Here is a 21,098-nt window from a genome sequence, read left to right as displayed (position 1 = left end):
CGAATGAGCTGAAGGGTCCCTTCGCGCGCTACCGGCGCACGAAGGGACCCTTCAGCTTTTGCGGGGGCTGTGCTTCCCGGCTTCCCGACGCCTGGCGGCGGCACGAAGTGCGCCGGCGACGGCCGCGTGACACGATGAGAATAGTCGGTTTTTTCCGCATTCGACTGCGGAGAGGGCCGACAGTGTGCTATTCGAGTCGAGAGGGAACGCGTTGAAGCTTCACAAGGCGAAGAAGATTGTGGCCGGGGTTGCCGCATCCACGGCAATGGTCGCGGGTCTGGCGATTGCCGGGACCGGCACCGCGGTGGCGGCCGATCGCTACGACGGCCCGACGCTGAAGGCCGAGCAGGGGGACTTCGACGGCAAGAACGTCAAGCTCACGCTGACCAACCCGAACAAGTCGGAAGGCTTCTTCTCCGAGTCTTCCTGCACGTCGGCGCTGCTCGACGGTGCGCAGGGCCTCGAGGCGTTCGTCGCCTACAACAACAACGACTTCGTGAAGCTCCTCGAGATCATGGCGACCCCGGGTCTGCGCGTAGGCCCCTCGGCGAGCAACAACCTCATCAAGCCCGGACCGAACTCCAAGTCCACGAATATCCAGGTCGACACCGGTATCTACGTCTACGTGGGCACCTGCGGCGGCATCAAGTCGCTCGAGCCGGGCAACGTCGGCGTCACGGTCAAGCCCGTGATCGTGCCCGACGGCATCGGCAGCCTCGCGCCGGTGTCCGACTTCGGCAGCGTCGCACTCGAGGCCGGCGTCGGCAGCACGACCCTGCTCCCGTTGCTCGGATCGCTCGGCGGTTCGGCGAGCTAGGTCACCGTCTGCTCTCTTGCTGAAGGGTTCCTTCATACGCTGACAGCGCATGAAGGAACCCTTCAGCTTTCGGGGGCGTCGGCGTAGCGTGTCGATCTTGGTGACGGCACTGTCGGGGAGGGTCCTCGGTTCGGTTGCCGTCGGGTGGGGAGTTCAGTACATGGGCGTCTACGCAGTCACCGGTTCGGCGTCGGGGATGGGGCGCGCCGTCGTGGACAAGCTCACGGCGGCCGGGCATACCGTGATCGGCGTCGATGTCCAGGCGGCCGACGTCGTTGCGGATCTGTCCACCGCGGAGGGGCGCCGCGGTGCGATACGGGACGTGCTGTCGCTCGCCGACGGAAAGCTGGACGGTGCGGTGCTGGCGGCGGGTGTCGGGCCGGTGCCCGGTGCGGAGCGGCTGCCGCTGATCGCGTCGGTGAACTACCTCGGCGTCGTCGAACTTCTCGACGGTTGGCGTGATGCGCTGGCCGCGTCGGGCCAGGCGAAAGTGGTTGTCTTCGGCAGTAACTCGACGACGACGACACCCGCGGTGCCGCGTCGCACCGTCAAGGCACTGCTGTCCGGCGACGTCGCGAAGGCGGCGCGCTCGGTGCGCCTGTTCGGGAAGGCTGCGCCGCCGATGATGTATGCCGGATCGAAGATCGCGGTCACCCGCTGGGTTCGCCGGCATGCGACGACGCCGGGGTGGGCCGGCGCGGGGATCCGGCTCAACGTCCTCGCCCCGGGCGCGATCATGACGCCACTGCTCGAGAAGCAGTTGTCGACACCGTCGGAGGCCAAGGTGGTCCGACGTTTCCCGGTGCCGGTCGGCGGTTTCGGTGACGCCGGTCAGCTCGGCGACTGGGTGGTGTTCATGCTGTCCGACGCGGCGAGTTTCCTGTGCGGGAGCGTCGTCTACGTCGACGGCGGCTCGGACGCGTACTTCCGCCCCGATGCCTGGCCGCGGCCCGTTCCGGTGTCCCGGCTCGTCCCCTATGCCTGGAAGTTCCTGCGGTACAGCGGAAACCGCTGATCTCGAACGGGCCTCGGCGACCGGCGGGCGAGGTCATCGTCTGCTGTTCGGGGAGGCAGGCGGTGGCGGACCCCCGCGTAGGACGCCGGTGCGGTCGGAGGCGTCGAAGGGGACGATGATCGCGACGGCGTGGGGGACATCGCTGATGGCTCTGGCGATGCGGTCGGCGGTGCGGTCGTGGAGAACTCGGCCGAGCACCGAACCGTAGATGCGGCGTGGCAGGAGGACGCTGATCTCGGTGCGGGGTGCGGCGCCGCGGGTGATCATCTGGAGGACGCCGTGGTTGAGGCGTCGATCGGGGCATTCGATGAGCTCGAGCGGCACCGTGAGGTCGCTGTTCTCCCATTCTCGGGCCAGGTGCGCGGCGTGCGTGCTGTCGAGGACGAAGTGCACGGCGCGCAGTTCGCTGGGCCGGAGGCTGCGCCCGTAGCGCAGCGCCTCGACGGTGGCGAGGTCGAGGGCGTCGACCAGCACGATGACGATGTGGTGCGAGTACACCGCTTCCGTGTCGGCCTCGGCGTCGCCGAGTTCGCGGAGTTCGGCGGCCTCGTTGCGGTATTCGCGGTTGAGTCGGATCAGCAGCAGCACCAGGATCGGGAACACGATCACCACGACCCACGCGCCCTCGGTGAACTTCGCGATCGCGAAGATCGCGACGACGATCGCCGAGGTGATTCCCGCGGTGAGGTTGATCGCGAACCCGAGCCGCCAGCGTCGGCCGCGGGCGTTCTGGTGGTGCCGGGCCATGCCGAGGCCGGCCATCGTGAATCCGGTGAACACGCCGATCGCGTAGAACGGGACGAGCGCGTTGACCTTGGCGTCGGTCGCGACCAGCAGGACGACTGCGATGGCGGTGAGCAAGATGATCGCGTTGGAGAAGACGAGACGGTGCCCGCGGCGGCGTAGCTGTCGCGGCAGGAAGGCGTCGTCGGCGACGAAGCTGGCCAGGAACGGGAAGCCGTTGAAGCTGGTGTTCGCGCCGGTGAACAGGATCAGTGCGGTCGCGGTCTGCACGACGACGAACAGGATGTCGCCGAGGGTGCCCGAGCCGAAGACGATCCGCGCCTCCTGGCTGATCACCGACGGATACCCGGCGGCGTACGGGGTGGCGTGCGTGAGATACGCGAGCAGTGACACGCCGGCGACGAGGAACGCCAGGACGGACGCCATGATCACCAGTGCGCGGCGGGCGTTGGGGCCCTCCGGTTGCTGGAAGGCGCTGACCCCGTTGCTGATCGCCTCCAGCCCGGTCAGCGAGGTGCCGCCGTTGGCGAAGGCCCGCAGGATCACCAGCACGGTCGCCCCCATCACCAGTCCGTCGCCGTGCGCGATGTCGACGGTGCCGTCGAGCGTGGTGGGGTCGATTCTGTCCAGGTTCCCGGTGAGGGCCTGGATCAGCCCGACGACGATGACGACGCCGATCGACACCGCGAAGAAGTACATCGGGAACGCGAACGCGCGCCCGGCCTCCTTGAGTCCGCGCAGGTTGCCGTACGCGAGCAGCAGCACCGCGGCGACGGTGATCTCGAGGCTGTACGGGCCCAGCGCCGGCACCGCCGACACCACCGCGACGGTGCCCGCCGCCGACTGCACCGCCACCGTCACCACGTAGTCGATGAGCAGCGCGACCGCGGCGATCTGCGCAGTCTTCGGCCCGAAGTTGTCCCGGGCGACGACGTACGAGCCGCCGGCGTGCGTGTAGAGCATCACCACCTGCCGATACGACAGCGTCAGCAGGATCAGGATGACGAGGACGACGCCGGTGATCGGCAGCAGCAGCGTGAACGCGGCGAGCGCCGCATACGGCAGCAGTTCGATGAGGACCTGCTCCGGGCCGTACGCGGACGACGAGATGCAGTCGGGGGAGAGCACACCCAGCGCGGTCGTCTTGGACAGTCGTTCCTGGTGCAGGCGTGCGCTCGTCAGCGGCGGCCCCAGAAGTCGGCACTTGATCCGGTAGCCGAGCCTCTCGGGCAGGACCGGTTCGGACGTTCCGCTCGCCCCGGCGTCCCGAGCGGCCGCACTGTCGGGAGGGTCCATGGGTTCTCCAGGTCCGTATCGGCCACGCTCCCCACCAGTTGTACTCGCGCCCCGGCAGCGGCGGCACCCGATTCACGTCGTCAGGCTCGGCTCCTCCGACGTCGAGAGGGTGAGTACGGCTTTCCGGACGGCCGGTGTCTCGGCCGTGAGCCGGTTCTCGAGGTCGCGCAGGGTGTGTGCGACGCGGGACTCTGCGTAGTCGCCGACCAGATCGACGCTCGCCACCAGGTACATCTGGTGCGGGCCGAGGAACTCCATGCGCAGGTAGGTCACCCGCTCGACCTCGTCGTAGGTGAGCAGTTTCGTGATTGCCTGCGTGCGCAGTTCGGGGGTGCCGGGTTCGCCGACGAGGAATCGGCGGTTGCGGTCGAGCAGGACGATCGCGATGACCCCGAGGAGGATGCCGACCGCGATGGACCCGATCGCGTCGGGGATCGGCGACCCGGTGATCTGGTGGGCGAGGACGCCGGCGAAGGCGATGACCAGGCCGATGAGGGCGGCCGCGTCCTCGGCGAACACCGCGCGCACTGTCGGATCGGACGTCAGCAGGGCATGTTCGAGCACCTCACGGTGCGCGTCGTGCGCTTCGCCGCGCAACTGTCTGAATGCCTGCCGGAACGAGATCGCCTCGAGTACGAACGCGATTCCCAGCACCGCGTAGGCGACCCCGAAGTCCGATGCGGGCGCGGGATGGACGAGTTCCTGGATGCCGTGGGTGATCGAAACCCCGGCACCGACCGCGAACAGACCGAGCGCGGCGAACAGCGACCAGATGTACGCCTCGCGGCCGAAGCCCAGCGGATGCGCGCGGTCGGGGTTCTTGCGGGCGCGACGGTCGGCGACCAGCAGCAGAATCTCGTTGCCGGTGTCGGCCCACGAGTGCGTCGCCTCGGCGACCATCGACGCCGAACCGGTGAGCACTGCTGCCACCGATTTGGCCACCGCGATCAGCGCATTCGCGACGAACGCCACGACAACGGTGAGAGTGCTCTCGCCGCCTGATGCCTCGGGGGACGTCGCCATCGCCTCAGGCTAGGCGCGGGAGGGGTGGCCTGCCCGACGAACGCGTCAGGCGCGGACCCGAGATGATCGGGTCCGCGCCTGACGGAGCAGCGACGCCTATCCGGTGTAGCCGGGGGGCATCAGGACGGACTTGAGCTCGCAGTACGCCTCGAGGCCTTCCGGTCCGCTCTCGCGGCCGATGCCCGAGTTCTTGTAGCCGCCGAACGGCGATCCGGGATCGAACGCGTACCAGTTGATGGCGTAGGTGCCGGTGCGGATCTGCTTGGCGATCTCGATGCCCTTGTCGATGTCGGTGGTGTACACCGAACCGGCCAGGCCGTAGTCCGAGTCGTTGGCGATCTTGATGGCCTCGTCGACGGTGTCGTAGGGGATCACCGCCAGGACGGGGCCGAAGATCTCCTCGCGGGCGATCGTCATCGAGTTGTCGACGTCGGCGAAGATGGTCGGCTCGACGAACCAGCCCTTGTCCAGGCCGGCCGGCTTGCCGCCGCCGAGGACGACGCGGGCGCCTTCCGCCTTGCCCTTCTCGATGTAGCCGAGGACCTTGTCGCGCTGCTTCTCGGTGATGATCGGGCCGAGCTGCGCGGCAGGGTCGTCGGGCATGCCGACGGGCATGAATCCGGCGAACTGCACCATGGCCTCGATGATCTCGTCGTAGCGCGAGCGCGGCGCGAGGATGCGGGTCTGCCCGACGCACGCCTGGCCGGTGTTCATCAGGCCCGACATCACCAGCATCGGCATGGTGGCCGCGACGTCCATGTCCTCGAGCAGGATCGCGGCCGACTTGCCGCCGAGTTCGAGCGAGCAGCGCTTGAGCTGCTCGGCTGCGATGGCGCCGATCTTGCGTCCGACGGCGGTGCTGCCGGTGAAGGTGACCTTGTCGACGTCGGGGTGCGTGACGAGGTACTCGCCGGTCTCGGCGCCGCCCGGCACGATCGACAGCACGCCCTCGGGCAGGCCGGCCTCGGTGAAGATGTCGGCGAGCATGTTCGCGTTGAGCGGGGTTTCCGGCGCCGGCTTGAGCACGACGGTGCAGCCTGCGAGCAGGGCCGGGGCCAGCTTGTTCACGGCGAGGAACAGCGGAACGTTCCACGCGATGACGGCGCCGACGACGCCGACCGGCTCGCGGTAGACCTTGGTCTGGCCGAACATGCCGGTGCGGGTCTCTTCCCACGCGAAGTCGTTCGCGAGGCCCGCGTAGTAGTTGAGGGTGGCCAGCGACATGATCTTCTGCATCGTCTCGACGCCGGACGCGGGGGCGCCCATCTCGCCGGAGATGGTGGAGACCAGCTCGGCGCTGCGCTCCTCGATGAGCTTGGCGACCTTGGCGAGGATCTCGCCGCGCTGTGCGGGGGTGGTCTCGGCCCACGCGCCGGACTCGAGGGCGGCCCGGGCGGCAGCGACGGCGGCGTCGATGTCGGCCGGTGCGGCGACGGGAACACTGCCGACGCGCTCCTCGGTCGCGGGGGAGAACACCTCCAACCGCTGGTCGGTCGCCGGCGCGACCCATCGTCCGCCGATGAAGAGTTTGTCGTAGTCGGTCATCTGTTCATCCTCGCTCTTGTGGAGTGCCCTGGGTCACACTAGAACACGTTACAGCGAGTTGGAACAGCGAGGCCCCGATCAGGCAGGTCGCAGGCCGTCGATCGCGAGCAATCCGGCGCCGGTGAGGGTGCCGAGGACGCCGAGGCCGGCGGGCACCGGTCGGAGGTCGCGAACGAACGACAACCGTGCGTGACGCGCGGCAGCCGCGATCATGGGATCCCACAGCGCGGGGCCCGCCTGCGCGAAACCGCCGCCGACGACGACGAGGCCGACGTCGAGCAGCGCCGCCGCCGACGCGAACGCCTGACCCAGCGCGGTGCCGGCGCGTTCGAGGGCGTCCGCCGCGGTCGGCTCCCCCAGTGCGGCGTCGACGGCCAGGTCGGCGCCCGTCGCGCCGACCCACCCGTTGGCCCGCGCCCACCGCAGCGCGGCCGGCCCGCTCGCGACCGTCTCGAGGCAGCCGACGGATCCGCACCCACATCGTTCGGTGCCGCCGGGCACCGCCATGTGTCCGATGTGGCCGGCATTGCCGGTCCGCCCACCCTCGATCCGCCCGCCGCGGATCACCCCGCCGCCCACGCCGGTCGAGACGACGACGCCCAGCAGGTCTGCGGTGCCGCGGCCCGCGCCCAGTCGGTGCTCGGCCAGTGCGGCGGCGGATCCGTCCAGGGCGAGGTACACGGCCGTCGACGGGAACAGGGCCCGGACGGCGTCGACGATCGGGAAACCGTCGCGCCACTCGGGCATGTTGACCGGCGCGACGGTGCCCGCTGTGGTGTCGACGGGGCCGGCGGACGCGATCCCGACCGATTTCACCGTCGTGCCGTGGGTGACCTTGCGGAGCAGCGCCGCACACGCGTCCCACACCCCGGACTCGGGTGTCGGGACGGTCGCCGCGTCGCGGGGCCGTCCGTCGGGGCCGACGAGCGCCGCGGCCATCTTGGTGCCGCCGACGTCGAGCGCGAGTGCGGTCATGGCTCCGAGATTAGTGGCCCACCCGCCGCTGTTCTCCCGCGTTTTGCGCACTTGTCGCGCGTCGGTGGCCCGGAAATCAGCGACAAGTGCGCAAAACGCGGGGGAGGGGAGTTCAGCGTTTGCGGACCACGAGGACGAGGTTGCTGACCAGGACCTCTCGCAGCACCGGGATCTTCACCATCCACCACGCCCAGCGCGGGTGGTAGCGCGGGAAGGCTGCCAGGACGTCGCCACCGGTCTGGGTGCGGGCCCAGCGCAGGCCGTCCTTCGCGCCGATGTCGAACAGGGAGACGCCGAACCGGTTCTTCGGTTCCTTGCCCTGCTTGCGCTGGTAGCGCCGTGCCGCATATTCGCCGCCGAGGTAGTGCCACGGTCCGGTCTCGTGGCCGCCGAACGGGCCCCACCACAGCGTGTACGACAGCACCATCAGTCCGCCCGGCCTGGTCACCCGCAGCATCTCCTCGGCCATCACCCACGGCTGCGCGACGTGCTCGGCGACGTTCGACGAGAAGCACACATCGACGGAATCGGTTCGGATCGGCAACGCCAGTCCCGACCCTCGGATCGAGTCGCCGACCGTGAGGCCGGCGGCGTGCATCTCGGACGGATCGGGCTCGACCGGGATGTAGCGGGCGCCGGCCCGACCGAACGCGTCGGCGAAGTAGCCGGGGCCGCCGCCGACGTCGAGCACCGTGATGCCGGTCAGGTCCGTCTCGGTGAGGCCGCGATGGAGGTCGCCGATCAGTTCGACGGAGTCGCGGGCGAGGGCGCCGTAGAACAGGTCCGGATCGGTCTGTTCGTAGCGGAAGTCGCTGAGCAGTCCGACCGAGCGTTTCAGCGTCGCGCGGCGGGCGAAGTGGCGGGTCACGCGCGGTGCGCGGTCGGAGATCACGGGAGGAACCTTAGCGATCGGACATACCGCGCTCCGGTTCGCCGGTTTCCGCTACTTGACGATAGGGCGAGCGGACTCGAGCCGATAAGGTGTGTCGCAGGCAACGGTCCGAGCCGATGAGGGGGCACGCACGTGCGAGAGGTTCTCCTGCTGTGCTGGCGCGACACGGGACATCCCCAGGGTGGTGGCAGTGAGCGGTACCTCGAGGAGGTCGGGGCCGGGCTCGCACGGCGCGGCATCAAGGTCACGTTGCGGACCGCGGGTTATCCGGGTGCGCCGCGGGAGGAACTCGTCGACGGTGTCCGGATCAGCCGTGGTGGCGGGCGGCTGACGGTGTATCCGCGGGCGCTCGGCGCGATCGTCGCCGGACGTCTCGGTTTCGGGCCCCTCGCGGGCCTGCGCCCCGACGCGGTGCTCGACACCCAGAACGGCATCCCCTTCTTCTCGACGACGGTGTCCGGTGCGCCGGTGACGGTGCTGGTGCACCACTGCCACCGTGAGCAGTGGCCGGTCGCGGGCCGGCTGATGGGCCGGGTCGGCTGGTGGATCGAGTCGAGGCTGTCGCCGCGGGTGCACCGGGACAGTCAGTACCTGACGGTGTCGCTGCCGTCGGCCGACGAACTCACCGACCTCGGCGTCGCACGGGATCGAATTGCCGTGGTACGCAACGGTGCCGATGCGATCCCGGCGGGCATCGCGCCCGGCGCCGACGACACTCGCACCGCGCACCCGAGTGTCTGCGTGCTGTCGCGGCTGGTGCCGCACAAGCAGATCGAGGACGCCCTCGCCGCCGTCGCGACCCTGCGCCGAACCATCCCTACGCTGCACCTCGACGTCATCGGCGGCGGCTGGTGGGAGCGCAACCTGCGCGAGCGCGCCCACGAACTCGGCATCGCCGACGCCGTCACCTTCCACGGGCACGTCCCCGAGGACCGCAAGCACGAACTGCTCGCCCGGTCCTGGGTGCACGTGATGCCGTCCCGCAAGGAGGGCTGGGGGCTCGCGGTGATCGAGGCCGCGCAGCACGGCGTCCCCACCGTCGGCTACCGCAGCTCCAAGGGACTCACCGACTCGATCATCGACGGGGTCACCGGACTGCTCGTCGGCAGCGACTCCGACGACGCCGCCGCGGATCGGGTGGCTGCGGTGCCGGCGCTGGCGTCGGCCGTCGAATCGCTGCTGCTCGACGCCGAACTCCGCGCCGACCTCGGTCGCAAGGCGCGGCTGCGGGCCAACGAATTCTCGTGGGAACAGACCGCGGCGGGCGTGCACGCGGTGCTGGCGGCGTCAGCCTCGGGACGGCACGTGTCGGGGCTCATCGCCGGCGTCGAAACCGTGACGGCCGCGTCGGTGGGCCTGCAGGACGCCTAGCCCGCCGGTCACCAGCAGCGCCGCCCAGAGCAGGTGCGCGGCCAGTGCCTCGCCCCGACCTTCCCTGAGGTCCGGGGGGATGCTGCCCGGCACCCGGTAGAGCGCGAGGTCGTCGTCCGCGAACACCGGCTCGAGCTGATCGAGGGTGCGCTGCGAATCCCCGAGCGGACCGGGCGTGGTGCGTTCGACGAGCACCCACCGGACGTTCTCGTCGACGAGCGCCTGCGGCCCGGCGCCGGCGAGCAGCAGGTTCTCGACGCGTGTGGCCCGCGCGCCCTCCCCGTCGACGGCCGACGCCTGGCCCACCAGCAGCTGTCCGGTCTGCAGCACGTCCGCGGGCAGCATCCGCGGCGCCGGGTCGAGGACGGGCGCGTCACCGCTGTACGGGAACTTGCGGAACATCCCGGCGGGCAGCACGGCCACGTCCCCGGCATCCTCCGCGGCCTCCAGATGTCGGACGACCTGCTGCCACGACGCCGGATACTGCACCGGCTTCAGCGCACCGCCGACACCCCACACCAGGTCGGGCAGGGCCAGGACGACGGCGGCAATCGCGGCGACCGGGACCGCGCCCGGCAGCGGCACCCGTGACGACAGTGCGCGCACCCCCGCGGCCGCGGCCAGCGCGTACAACGGTGCGGCGAGGGCCACCCACTTCTGGGTGTCGCGCAGCAGACCGGCGCCCGGCACCTGCACGACGGCCCACTCGCCGACCGCCAGACCCCACCCGGTCGCACCCAGCGCGGGCAGCAGCACCGCGAACCCGGCGACGACCGCGAGCGCGACGATCACCGGGTGGCGGCGCCGACGCCACAGCGCGGGCACCCCGCACGCGACGACCGTCAGCAGCAGCAGCGTCCCCGCCAGCGCCCACAGCGACGTCCGCGACCCGGGGACGGCGGCCGAATTCCAGATCCCGCCGAGCCCGGCGAGACTGCCGATCGTGCCGAGACCGGGCTCGGCGCGGGCTGCGAACGCCGCCACCCCGGCCGGATCGGATGTCCCCCCGCCGCCGGACAGCACCGTCGCCACCAGCCACGGCGCCGACGTGACGAGGAACAGGGCCACGAGGCGGCACACTGCCCGCGCGCCTCTCCGGTAGCCCCCGTCACCAGGAAGGCGCACGAGCAGCGCAGCTGCCACGACGGCCGCCAGGATCGCGCCGGTCGGCGTCAGCCCCGCCGCCGCGAGGCACAGCGCCAACGCCCACCACCCGCCCTGGCGTCCGCGTCGGATCGCGACGGCCGCGTACACCACCCACAGCAACGCGGCGTATCCGGTGAGCAGGCTCCAATGTCCTTGCAGCAGACGCTCGGCGACGTACGGGTTCCACACTGTCACCGTCGACGCCACCAGTTGCGGGCCCAGCCCGACGCCGGGCAGCAGCACCGCGACCATCCGGGCCGCACCCCACCCGGCGAGCCACAGCGCCGCGAACAGGATCGCCTTCACGACGACACCGCCGTCGACGACGGAACTCAGCACCGCGATCAGCCAGTCCTGCGGAACGGCGCGGGCCGCGGCATCGGTGAGCCCCAGCGCGGAGTCGGTGACGTAGGAGCGCGGCGTGCTCACCGCGTCACGCAGCAGCAGGTAGCCGGGACCCAGCAGCGGGCCCAGGATCAGTCCGGCCAGCGTCAGGCTGTACAGCGACGGCACGGCGCGCACGAGAATCCGGTGCCGTGACGTCATGAGCGGCACTGTACGTGGTGCATCATGATCGAATGCCCCGCCAATCGCTGACCGGCTCCACTGTCGCCGGGATGACGATGGTGACGGCCGGTTCGATGACCGCGAACGTCGCGGCCTACGTGCTCCAGTTGCTCGCCCTGCGGTGGCTGGGCCCGGCGTCGTACGGCGAGTTCGCGAGCCTGCTCGCCGCCCAACTGGTGTTGGCGGTGCCCGCCCTGGCGTTGCAGAGCGTGGTGGCGCGGGAATTGGTGCACGGCAAGGGGCACACCGAACTGCGGGCCCTCGGATACCGGTGCGCGGCCATCGTCGCGGTGATCGCACTGCTCCTCGTCCCGGGGATCTCGTGGGCGCTCGACACCAGCCTGACCGCCACGCTGTGGGCTCTCGTCGCGGCCCCACTGCTGGTGCTGCTGGCGACAGAACAGGGTCTGCTGCAGGGCGCCGGTCGCTTCGCCGACCTCAGTGTGGTGCTGGCCGGCGCCGGTGTCGCGAAGGTGGTGCCCGCGGTCGCGGTACTCGCGATCGGTGGGGGACCGGGTCCGATGCTGCTCGCCGGAGCGGTCGGCACCGCCGCGATGGTCGTCGTCGCGCGGCTACTTGAGCGGCGTCGCCGCCCGCACGCCGGCGACGCCGTCGGCATCGGGGTCGGCACGGTGCTGCGCGCGTCGCAGGTGCAGCTCGCGATGATCGCGCTGTCGTCGGTGGACCTCCTGATCGCACGCGTCGTGCTCCCCGAGGCCGACGCCGGCATCTACGCCGCCGGTGCCGTCGCGACCAAGGCCGCGTTCTGGCTGCCGCAGGCCATCGGCGTGGTGCTGTATCCGAGGATGGCGAATCCGGTGCACTCGGCCGCCGCGGTGCGGTCGGCGCTCGCCGTGCTCGCCGGGCTCGGGGCGATCCTGGTGATCGGGGCGGTCGTCGTCGCACCCGTCGCGACGATGCTGTTCGGCGACGACTACGCGTCGGTGCAGGGCATCCTGTGGATGTTCGCGCTGAACGGCGCGGCGCTCGCGGTACTGCAGGGCGCGCTGTTGTCGGCGATCGCGGGGGAACGCACATATCTGGCGATCGTCGCCTGGGTGGGGCTGGCGGTCGAGGCGGTGCTGTTCTTCACCGTCGCCGACACCGTCCGCGAGTTCGTCACCATCGCGGCATCCGTGGCGCTGCTGACCGCCTGCACGGCGGCCGTGTTGGCGTTGCGCAGTGCCGGACCGGCCGCTGCCCCACGCTAAGTGCGCAAAACGCGATTCTGAGGACCCGACTCCCGCGCTAAGTGCGCAAAACGCGTGCGCTGGGCGTGGAATCCCGCGCTAAGTGCGCAAAACGCGGGGGCGGCGGGGCGGGGACACCGCACGAGGCTGAGGAACCCCCGCAGACGACGGAACCCCCGCACGCGTGCGGGGGTTCCGTCGTCTGTCAGTGTGCGTCGGTCACTGCTGGCGGGGCGGTTCGGTGAAACCACCCTTGCCTAGATTGACCGTGGGGAATTCTTCGGTCTTGTCCGACGTCCAGTCGTGGTTGCCGTTGGGGGCCTGACCGGATCCGGTGGGGTTCGCGGGACCATCGGCGGTGGCGCCCTTGCTTCCGCGGCCGCCGCGCAGGCCGAGCACGATGCCGGCGATCAGCGAGATGGCGCCGAGGATTCCGGCGACGATCGGCAGGGTGCGACCGAACAGCGACAGCTTGTCCTGGCCGTCACGGGCCTGGCCGAGCTGGTACTCGATGGTCTCCTCGTCGAAGGGGAGCGTCACCTTCAGCACCGTGACCTCGGGGTTGTTCTTGTCGCGGGCGTAGTACTGGTACAGCTGCTCCTGGCCCTTGACGACGACGCCGGTGATCGGGTCGACCCAGACGTCGCGCTCGTTCTGGTACCAGCGGACCATGGTGACCGGCTGCTGGTCGCCGGGGACACCCCAGGTGGCGGCGGGCAGCGTCAGCTTGTTGGTGGGTGCCGGCACGACCTTGGACAGGTCGACGGGGTCGATCTTCTGGTTGTAGTGGTACACCTTCATTCCGTTGATCTCGGTTTCCTCAACGAAATTGATGTCCTGCGTGCTCCGCGAGTTGAGATCGAAGTACGGGTAGCTCTTCTTCTCGGCATCGAACGGCCACTTGTACTGCAGACCGGTGTGCGACACCTCGTCGGCCGGCTCGTTCGGTGCGGTCTGGATGGTGCCGACGGGCGGCTCGACGGGCATCGAGCTGACGCGGTCGGCCGTGAGGCGGTCGACGGTCGCGCTCAGCAGTCCGGTGTCGCCCTGCTTGTCGGTGCGGATCAGCGTCTGACCGGCCTGGAGCGAGATGACCTCGGCGTCGGACGGTTGCTCGGTGATGACGTAGCGCTGCGCCACGATCGGCACATTGGTGTTCACCTCGGCTTTGCCGGCGAGCAGTGCCTGCGAGTTGAGGACATCGCCGTTGCCGGTGGCGATGGTGGTCACCTCGAGGTCCAGCGGCGTCTTCTTCAGCTTGTCGACGGTGTACGCGGGAATGAGGATCGCCACGGCCAGCAGGAAGGTCCCGAGGCCTACCAGAATGCACGCAAGTATCCGGCTCGGGCCTGAACGCTCGGCCATGCTGTCTCCTAACTCAATGTTCACGTATTGAGATACCCCCACCGGCAGCGTGCCCGCTGCACGGGTCGCACGGTGTCCACGAACGCTGACACCACGTGAGCCCAGACACTAACAGTCCTGTTGTCCCATTTGCGTCAGCGCACCGATTTCGGTCGCGTTCTCGTCTCTGCCGGTGTGCTCTTTCGGATTCACGGGCGGTCCGGGCACACTGAACGACGATGAACACCTCTCACCTCGACGTCCCGGCCCCGGTGGGAAATCCGCGGGCGTTCCTTCCCGCGCTCGAGGGAATGCGCGGCGCCGCGGCGCTGGGCGTGCTGGTGACGCACGTGGCGTTCCAGACCGGTGCGGTCGGCGATCCGGTCGTGGGCAGGATCTGGGGGCGGTTCGATCTGGCGGTCGCGGTGTTCTTCGCGCTGTCGGGTTTCCTGCTGTGGCGTCCGCATGCCGCCGCGGCCCGCGGACTCGGCACTCCGTCGACCATCGTCAAGTACTGGATCTCCCGCGCGACACGCATCCTGCCCGCGTACTGGGTGCTGGTGTGCCTGGTCCTGCTGTTCCTGCCGGCGGCCGGCGGCGGCTGGAAGGTGTGGGTCGCGAATCTGGCGCTGATCCAGGTGTTCGTGCCGCTCACCCTGACCGAGGGCATGACCCAGCTGTGGAGCCTGTCGGTGGAGGTGGCGTTCTACCTGATCCTGCCGATCATCGCGCTCGCCCTGGTACGCCTGCGCGGCCCGGCGGCCCGTTTCCGGGTGCCGATCCTGCTGGCGACGTCGGCGGTGAGCCTGGTGTGGGCGTTTCTGCCGGTACCGGCCCCGGACGGCATCCACCACGACAACTGGCTGCCCGGCTACATGCCGTGGTTCGCAGCGGGGATGCTGCTGGCCGAGCTCGCCATGGTGAGCGGGACGTGGGTGCACCGGCTGTCGCAGCGCCGAGGGTGGATGGCGGCGATCGCGGTGGTCGCGTTCGGGCTGTCGACGACATGGTTGGCCGGGCCCGAGGGCCTGGTGCGGCCGGAACCGTGGCAGTACGCCACCAAGATCGTCCTGGGTGCGGTGATGAGTTTCGCGCTGCTGGCCCCGCTGGTCCTGGGCGAGCATCGGCATCGGATCCTGGCGAGCCCGGTGGCACTGGCGGTGGGACGCTGGTCGTACGGCCTGTTCATCTGGCATCTCGCGGTGCTGTCGATCGTGTTCCCGATGTTCGGCATCGCACCGTTCAACGGCAACTTCTGGTTCGTCCTCGTCGTCACCACGATCCTGAGCATCGCGGTCGCGTCGGCCAGCTACGCGCTGGTGGAGGAGCCGTCCCGGCGGGCGGTCCAGCGCTGGGAGAAGCGGCGCCACATCGGCGAACGCGACAGCGGCAACGCCGAGACACCCACACAGACCACCCCGATCAGCGCGAACAGCTGAATCAGGAACGAGTGCCCGACATATCCGTCGGCTGCCCGCCACGGTCCGGTGGAGAGCAGGACCGCGGCCAGCGCCGACGACACCCCCGCGACGCCGACGAGCACCCTTGCCGCGAAGGCGGGCCCCCGCCACCGTGACAGTCCGAGCGCGCCGGCCGCGACACCCACGGTGACCAGCGTGCCGACGGGCCCGGCGACGACGGTCGCGACGGCCACCACTCCGACGGCCGCGGCGACGACACTCCGCCACGGTCGCGGCGGCGTCACCTGTGGTGCGGATCCTCGATCCGCGCGCCGACGTGGGACCAGGGCCAGGAGCACGAGCGGGATCAGCAGTGCGAGGCCGAACGCGATTCCGGCGCGGTACCAGCGGTCGGTCGCGAACTCGAGGGTCACGACGCCGTCGGTGCCGGCGGGCACGATCCATCCCTGCTGCCACCCGCTCACGATCACCGGTTGCAGTTCGGTGCCGTCGGGTGCGGTGGCGACCCAGCCGACGTTGGTGCTCTCGGGCACCACCAGCAGTTGGTCGGTGTCGGCGGCGGCGACGTCGAGTTCGCGCAGGTTCTCGGTCCACCGGCCGACGGCCGGCGACGTGGGCGTGGTGGCGGGCGCGGGTGGGGCGGCGTCGAGGCGCAGGCTGTCGACGGTGAACGCCGGGCCGGGTGCGACCACGACGTCCTGACGGCCCGCGGGCAGCGCAGTCGGGGCGGTCGGCGGGCACGGGGTCGCGGTCACCGGTTGTCCGGACGTCAACTGGTCGGCGGTCGCGGTGATCGAGGTCCGCACGAGGGCGCCGCCGATCGAGACGGTCGGTCCGACGTCGCAGCCGACGGTGACGGTGCGGTCGGCTGCGGCCGCCGTCGCGGTTCCGGGGACGGGGCGGCCGTCCGCGCCGAGCGCGACCACCTCGGACAGCCCGGCCGGCTGCAGTTGCAGGAAGCCGAGGGCGGTCCGGTCGAGCACCTCGTGCCAGCGCACGAGGGTCAGTACGACGGTGTCGGTGACGTGCGGTTCCAGCGAGATCGTGTGAGGCGACCCAGCTGAGTCCCCCGAGTCTCCTTCGTCGTCGAGGTCGCGGGTCTGCGGCCCGTTGCCCAGGTTGACGGCGACCCGGCTGGGGGAGGCGGGCAGGTTGCCGGGGCTGGGAGTGATCGTCAGCCCGGTGACGAGGGTCGGCTGCGGCAGCCGGATCGTCAGGGTCGGCAGCCCGCCCTTGCCCTTGGCTCTGGCGGCAGTGTCCAGGGGTGCAGTCCACGACGTCGCGACGTCGCCGTCCACTGCGGCGCCGGCGGTGCCGCGCAGTTCGACGCCGTCGGACGGGCCGGTCGCCGACACCGCCGCCGGGTCGGCGACGAGCGCCTCGAGTGCGGCGCCGGGACGCGGGCGGAGCGTCAGTTCGGGTGTGACGGTGGTGTTCTCGGGCACCGACAGGGTCCGGGTGAACACGCCCGGTTCCTCCGGGGGCAGGACGAGGGAGCCGCTGCAGTGCACCCGGTCCGGGCCGTCGGCGCAGCCCGACCGTCCGGGCAGTTCCTGCCCCAGATCCCAGCCGCGCACCCGGACGTCGTCGGGTGTCGGGGGCAGCACCGTGCGGTGCACGATCGGGACGGGCACGGGTGCGCCGCTCGAGTAGTCCTCGACGGTGAGGTCGCTGATGCCGAACTGGAAGCCGGGCGAGCCGTCGTCGGTGTGGGTGGCCATGATCCGCAGCCACGGCGTCGTGCCGGACGGCAGCGACACGTTGATGGGCTCGCCGGGCTTGTCCACCTTCACCGAGGTGGTGCCGTTCGGGGTCTCGATCCGTAGCCACCGGACGGGCGGCCCGAACGCCGCCGGGCTGGTCGTCAGGCTCAGCATGCCGCGGGTGATCGGGGTGTCGAAGTCCAGCCGCAGCCACTGACCGCGGGCGGTCTCGAGCCCGTTGCTGAGCCAGGCGGTGGCCGGATCGCCGTCGACGGTGGCGGCGGGACCGCTGCCGGGGGCGGTGCCGCCCAACTGGGTCGCGTCGGAGGCCGCGCTCGACACGGTGATCGTGGCACCGGACCATTCGCCCTGCACGAGCGGCGCGTCCGGGACCGGGTAGTCCGGGACGGCGTTGTAGGTGCGCCGTGGGTCGTCGGGGCTGCGGAGGGCGGAACTGTGGTTGTCGACCTGCCCGAAGTCGGTCTCGCGGTCGGTGGGGGTGTCGGTGACGGTGACCTCTCCGACGTCGATCCCGGCGCGGGCGGCGTCGGTGGCGAGCAGTGCCGGTCCGGTGACGGTGCCGTTCTCGGCGAGCCGCAGCAGCGATTCGGGGCCGCCCTGGACGACGGGAACCTCGTTCAGGGGCACGGCGATCGGCCCGGCGGGCGGTGTCGCGGCGCCGGGCGCGGTGACCCGGTAGATCTCGATCGCCGGGTAGGCGGGACGCAGGTCGCTGTCGACGACCACGTCCTCGGCGGCGTCGGGGGCGATGTCGTCGCCGAACTCGGCGACCTTCTCGAGCCCGGGCGAGCCGTCGACCGTCTGGTGCACCAGCAGTGGGCGGGCGGAGCGGGACGTCTCGGGGTCGAGGTCGTTGCGGACCACGACGTAGCGGATCCCCTGCGCGAGCAGGGTGTCGGCGAGTCCGTCGGAGGGGCGGCCGTCGGAGATGAGGCGTTGCACCGAGTCGAGGGCGCGGATCGCGCCGGGCGGGACGAGCGGGACGGCGTCGCGCACCGCCCACGGCGTCGACGCGAGCGGTTGCAGCGGTTCGTCGCGGGTCAGGCCCCACACCTGGGAGCCGAACGGGGCGCCGGGCACCACCAGGGCCCGTTCGGCGTCGGCGCCGGAGCCGGATCCCGCGGCGTGGTCCTCGAGCCACCGCGCCGCGTCGTGCCAGTACGACGGCACCTCGTCGTAGGCGCCGCTCGGGGCGAGCCGGCCCGACCACGCCAGCGACGTCGTCAGGGTGAGCGCGACCAGCAGCAGGCTGGTCAGGGCCACCATCGGTTCACGTTCGGGGTGCGCGAAGGCGCTGCGCCAGCGTCGCAGCGGCACCGATCCCGGCAGCGGGACCTTCGCCAGCAGGTGGGCGAGACCGAGGACGAGCGGCAGCCGGACCAGCGGCTCGAGCTTGTGCACGTTGCGCAGCGGCGCGCCGGTGCCGTCGAGGAAGGCGCGGACCTGCTCGGCGATCGGGGAGCCGAGGTCGCCGACGTAACCGGCGCCGAGGCCGGCGATGCCGACCAGCAGGATCAGCGTCAGCCGGCCCTTCGCGGGCATCGACCGCATGCACAGCCCCGCCAAGCCGGCGGCCGCGATGAGACCGGTGGCGACGACGGCGACGGGCTGGGTGACCAGGACGGTGCCGGCGACGCGTTCGGGGGAGACGAACGGGGTCCAGCTGTCGGTGCCGCGCAGCACCTCGGTGAGCGAGGTCCACTGCGTCGTGACGCCCGACGACTCGATGTAGTCGAGGAACGGCGGGCTCACCCGGCCGAGCAGCAGCAGCGGGACGATCCACCACAGTGTGGCCATCAGCAGGCACGGGATCCACCACGCGGTGAACACCCACCAGCGGCGGTTGGGCCGGTGCGCGATCCACCACAGCCCGGCGATCAGGCACGCGGCCGCGGTGGCGACGGCGTTGACGGCGCCCATCAGCGCCACCGCGAGCGCCGACGAGGCGGCGAGCGCCCGTGCGCTCTTCTGGTAGCTCCTCCCACCGGAGAGGCGCCCGGGTGACGAAGTCGCCAGGATCACCGGCAGCAGCACCCACGGGGCCAGCATCATCGGCAGTGATTCCGATGAGATCGATCCGATTGTCGTCAGCACGCGCGGCGACAGCGCGAACGCGACGGCCGCGATGATGCGGGAACTGCGGCTGCCGATGCCGAGGGCCTCGGCGACCCGGATGATGCCCCAGAAGCCGGCGACGATCAGCAGCGCCCACCAGAAACGCTGGGTGATCCACGGCGGAATGTGCAGCAGTTCCCCGAGCGCGAAGAATGCGCCGTGGGGGAAGAAGTAGCCGTAGGCCTGGTTCTGCACCTGCCCGAGCGGCGCCTGGCTGTTCCATTGGTGGGCGGCGCGGGTGAGGAACCCGATCGGGTTCTCGGTGAGGTCGTACTTGGTGTCGGCGACGGTCAGGCCGGGCGACTGCAGCAGGCACATGACCAACGCGACCAGCCCGGCGCCGATCAGCCAGCGCCGGGACAGGGGTTCAGTCGAGGGTTCGACGGAAAGCCCCCCGTCGGCGGGACCGCCGGACGAGGGGGAGGTGCGGGAACGCGCGATGCCAGCGGGTTCAGCGGCTGCCGTACTCAACCTGGTTCAGCAGAGACGAGTCGGCGTTACCGGTGCGGTCGATGTCGGGGAGCGTGTTGTCCTGGACGGCCGCGGTGATACCGAGGATGGCGCCGGCGCCGACGACAGCACCGATCACAGCGCTGGCAATGCCGGGGACAAGGAACTTCGCCATCTTCGATCTCCCATGATCAAGCCGCCGGGTACGCGGGGTCCTACCGGTGCGTACGTGATGTCCGGGTCAAGGTATCACCCGCACCGTCGTGCACGGCCCCATTCCCGGCCCGTGGCGGATCCGGTTCCGCTGTCGGTCCAGCTCACGCGGGTTCGTGGGCGTCGACGCCCAGCGCGCCGAGCAGCGTGCCGAGCTTGGTGGTGGTCTCGTCGAGTTCGGTCTCGGGGTCGGAGGCCGCGACGATGCCCCCGCCCGCCCAGGCGAGGGCGCCGGTGCCGTCGGCGTCGATCTCGGCGCACCGGATCGCCACCACCCAGTCGCCGTCGCCGGCCGCGTCGCACCAGCCGACGGCACCGCCGTAGAAGCGGCGGTCCCCCTCGAGTTCGAGGATCGCGTCGAGTGCGCGGGCGGTGGGTGTGCCGCACAGCGCCGGTGTCGGGTGCAGCAGGGTCGCGAGTTCGAGTGAGCTGACGGACTCACGCAGTACGCCGCGGATAGGACTGGCGAGGTGCCACAGTTCACCGGTCCGGGTGAGTTCGGGTGCGGCGGGCACGTCCAGGTTCTCGCACAGCGGTGTCAGGATGTCGCGGATCCAGTCGACGACGAACGCGTGCTCGGCCAGATTCTTCGACGACGCCAGCAGTGCCGCGCCCTCCGCGCGATCGGCGTCCGGGTCGGCACGGCGCGGGGCCGACCCCGCCAGCGGGCGGCACGTGACGGTGCGGCCGCGTCGGCTCAGCAGGATCTCGGGGCTCGCACCGACCAGCGTGTGCCCGACGTAGCCGTCCCCCGCGGCGGTGAGGTCGACGGCGAAGCCGTTGGCTGCCGCGTGCCGGGTGACCAGGCGTGCGGCCAGCGTCTCCGGCGAGATCGGCTCGTCGGCGGCCAACTGCACCGCCCGGGCTGCCACCACCTTGTCGAGTTCACCGCGGCGCAGACGTTCGATCAGCCCGCGGACGCGGTCGACATGCACAGCCGTGCTGGGTATTTCGCGCTCGACCCGAACCGACGGCAGGGGCGGGGTGGTCTTCGGCTGCCACGGACCGGGCGTCCACGACACCGTCTCGGGGACGGTGAGGGCGGCGCGTGCGGCCGGATCGAACGGCAGGGCGCCGACGACCAGTTCGGTGCCGGCGGCGTCGAGCGCGGCCGCAGCCGTGTCGGTGTCGTCGAATCGTTCCCGTGTCCCGGTGGTGCGGAGAGTGCGGTCGGGGCGCGAGAGGAGAAAGCCGTCCATGGTGAAGCCGACGATAGTCGGGCCGCCACGCCCGGCGCCGTCTAGGTTCGT

The 21,098-nt window shown here is 70.8% G+C and carries 14 protein-coding genes and 1 pseudogene; 5 read left to right on the top strand and 10 right to left on the bottom strand.

Annotated elements, in window-relative coordinates:
• Window positions 1–211 precede the first annotated feature (211 nt).
• Window positions 212–817: a hypothetical protein gene (locus tag IJ15_RS0100350; RefSeq protein ID WP_231569373.1), complete on the top strand. Its 606-nt coding sequence runs from the start codon at window positions 212–214 to the stop codon at window positions 815–817.
• A 160-nt stretch (window positions 818–977) separates the two neighbouring features.
• Window positions 978–1,832: an SDR family oxidoreductase gene (locus IJ15_RS0100345; RefSeq protein WP_031936364.1), complete on the top strand. Its 855-nt coding sequence runs from the start codon at window positions 978–980 to the stop codon at window positions 1,830–1,832.
• Window positions 1,833–1,865: 33 nt separating this feature from the next.
• Here the strand turns inward: IJ15_RS0100345 and IJ15_RS0100340 are convergent, their stop codons facing one another.
• The 5 genes from IJ15_RS0100340 to IJ15_RS0100320 all read right to left on the bottom strand — a co-directional run bounded on the left by IJ15_RS0100340 (window position 1,866) and on the right by IJ15_RS0100320 (window position 8,283).
• Window positions 1,866–3,872, bottom strand: coding sequence for an APC family permease (locus tag IJ15_RS0100340; protein WP_031936363.1), 2,007 nt, complete (start codon window positions 3,870–3,872; stop codon window positions 1,866–1,868).
• A 72-nt stretch (window positions 3,873–3,944) separates the two neighbouring features.
• Complete coding sequence (locus IJ15_RS0100335; protein WP_031936362.1) at window positions 3,945–4,895, bottom strand: cation diffusion facilitator family transporter; 951 nt, start codon at window positions 4,893–4,895, stop codon at window positions 3,945–3,947.
• A 96-nt stretch (window positions 4,896–4,991) separates the two neighbouring features.
• Window positions 4,992–6,440 carry an aldehyde dehydrogenase gene (locus IJ15_RS0100330; RefSeq protein WP_031936361.1) on the bottom strand — a complete coding sequence of 483 codons (1,449 nt, stop codon included), beginning with the start codon at window positions 6,438–6,440 and terminating at the stop codon, window positions 4,992–4,994.
• A gap of 78 nt (window positions 6,441–6,518) precedes the next feature.
• Window positions 6,519–7,415: an ROK family protein gene (locus IJ15_RS0100325; RefSeq protein ID WP_031936360.1), complete on the bottom strand. Its 897-nt coding sequence runs from the start codon at window positions 7,413–7,415 to the stop codon at window positions 6,519–6,521.
• Window positions 7,416–7,527: 112 nt separating this feature from the next.
• Window positions 7,528–8,283: a class I SAM-dependent methyltransferase gene (locus IJ15_RS0100320; RefSeq protein ID WP_031936359.1), complete on the bottom strand. Its 756-nt coding sequence runs from the start codon at window positions 8,281–8,283 to the stop codon at window positions 7,528–7,530.
• Window positions 8,284–8,439: 156 nt separating this feature from the next.
• On the opposite strand from IJ15_RS0100320, the gene IJ15_RS0100315 reads away from it, so the two are divergent.
• Entirely contained in the window at window positions 8,440–9,678 is a 1,239-nt protein-coding gene (locus tag IJ15_RS0100315) for a glycosyltransferase family 4 protein (RefSeq protein ID WP_031936358.1), read from the top strand.
• On the opposite strand, the gene IJ15_RS0100310 is transcribed toward IJ15_RS0100315, so the two are convergent.
• On the bottom strand, window positions 9,595–11,370 hold the full coding sequence (locus tag IJ15_RS0100310; RefSeq protein WP_031936357.1) for a hypothetical protein: 1,776 nt from the start codon (window positions 11,368–11,370) through the stop codon (window positions 9,595–9,597). The two genes, IJ15_RS0100315 and IJ15_RS0100310, sit on opposite strands and share 84 nt — an antisense overlap.
• Before the next feature lie 32 nt (window positions 11,371–11,402).
• Here IJ15_RS0100310 and IJ15_RS0100305 point away from each other — a divergent pair, with 32 nt between their 5' ends.
• A complete protein-coding gene (locus IJ15_RS0100305) occupies window positions 11,403–12,602 on the top strand; it encodes a polysaccharide biosynthesis protein (protein ID WP_031936356.1) in 1,200 nt (399 codons plus the stop codon).
• A gap of 198 nt (window positions 12,603–12,800) precedes the next feature.
• On the opposite strand, the gene IJ15_RS0100300 is transcribed toward IJ15_RS0100305, so the two are convergent.
• Window positions 12,801–13,946 (bottom strand): DUF3068 domain-containing protein, encoded by a 1,146-nt coding sequence (locus IJ15_RS0100300; RefSeq protein WP_031936355.1) that lies wholly within the window; start codon window positions 13,944–13,946, stop codon window positions 12,801–12,803.
• A 218-nt stretch (window positions 13,947–14,164) separates the two neighbouring features.
• Here IJ15_RS0100300 and IJ15_RS25415 point away from each other — a divergent pair.
• Window positions 14,165–15,214 (top strand): annotated as a pseudogene (locus IJ15_RS25415) (acyltransferase family protein); the annotation flags it as partial.
• Between the two features lie 20 nt (window positions 15,215–15,234).
• Here IJ15_RS25415 and IJ15_RS0100285 read toward each other — a convergent pair.
• The 3 genes from IJ15_RS0100285 to IJ15_RS0100275 all read right to left on the bottom strand — a co-directional run bounded on the left by IJ15_RS0100285 (window position 15,235) and on the right by IJ15_RS0100275 (window position 21,047).
• Entirely contained in the window at window positions 15,235–19,503 is a 4,269-nt protein-coding gene (locus tag IJ15_RS0100285; RefSeq protein ID WP_197059702.1) for an alpha-(1->3)-arabinofuranosyltransferase, read from the bottom strand.
• Window positions 19,504–19,636: 133 nt separating this feature from the next.
• Window positions 19,637–19,810: a DUF2613 domain-containing protein gene (locus IJ15_RS25410; RefSeq protein WP_081880508.1), complete on the bottom strand. Its 174-nt coding sequence runs from the start codon at window positions 19,808–19,810 to the stop codon at window positions 19,637–19,639.
• A 142-nt stretch (window positions 19,811–19,952) separates the two neighbouring features.
• The gene (locus tag IJ15_RS0100275; RefSeq protein WP_031936351.1) at window positions 19,953–21,047 is read right to left on the bottom strand and encodes an isochorismate synthase; all 1,095 of its coding nucleotides are present in this window, start codon (window positions 21,045–21,047) and stop codon (window positions 19,953–19,955) included.
• Between the last annotated feature and the right edge of the window lie 51 nt (window positions 21,048–21,098).

The organism is Prescottella defluvii (assembly GCF_000738775.1).
In the GTDB taxonomy this organism is placed as follows: domain Bacteria; phylum Actinomycetota; class Actinomycetes; order Mycobacteriales; family Mycobacteriaceae; genus Prescottella; species Prescottella defluvii.
Note: the sequence above shows the minus strand (reverse complement) of the source record. Positions and strands in the feature narration are given on the sequence as shown.

What these genes read in the sequence shown, in the direction of transcription:
- IJ15_RS0100345 (WP_031936364.1), top strand. Translation starts at nt 978, where the DNA reads ATGGGCGTCTACGCAGTCACCGGTTCGGCGTCGGGGATGGGGCGCGCC.
- IJ15_RS0100310 (WP_031936357.1), bottom strand. Translation starts at nt 11,370, where the DNA reads ATGACGTCACGGCACCGGATTCTCGTGCGCGCCGTGCCGTCGCTGTAC.
- IJ15_RS0100335 (WP_031936362.1), bottom strand. Translation starts at nt 4,895, where the DNA reads ATGGCGACGTCCCCCGAGGCATCAGGCGGCGAGAGCACTCTCACCGTT.
- IJ15_RS0100330 (WP_031936361.1), bottom strand. Translation starts at nt 6,440, where the DNA reads ATGACCGACTACGACAAACTCTTCATCGGCGGACGATGGGTCGCGCCG.
- IJ15_RS0100325 (WP_031936360.1), bottom strand. Translation starts at nt 7,415, where the DNA reads ATGACCGCACTCGCGCTCGACGTCGGCGGCACCAAGATGGCCGCGGCG.
- IJ15_RS0100285 (WP_197059702.1), bottom strand. Translation starts at nt 19,503, where the DNA reads ATGTGCCTGCTGCAGTCGCCCGGCCTGACCGTCGCCGACACCAAGTAC.
- IJ15_RS0100275 (WP_031936351.1), bottom strand. Translation starts at nt 21,047, where the DNA reads ATGGACGGCTTTCTCCTCTCGCGCCCCGACCGCACTCTCCGCACCACC.
- IJ15_RS0100305 (WP_031936356.1), top strand. Translation starts at nt 11,403, where the DNA reads ATGCCCCGCCAATCGCTGACCGGCTCCACTGTCGCCGGGATGACGATG.
- IJ15_RS0100340 (WP_031936363.1), bottom strand. Translation starts at nt 3,872, where the DNA reads ATGGACCCTCCCGACAGTGCGGCCGCTCGGGACGCCGGGGCGAGCGGA.
- IJ15_RS25410 (WP_081880508.1), bottom strand. Translation starts at nt 19,810, where the DNA reads ATGGCGAAGTTCCTTGTCCCCGGCATTGCCAGCGCTGTGATCGGTGCT.
- IJ15_RS0100300 (WP_031936355.1), bottom strand. Translation starts at nt 13,946, where the DNA reads ATGGCCGAGCGTTCAGGCCCGAGCCGGATACTTGCGTGCATTCTGGTA.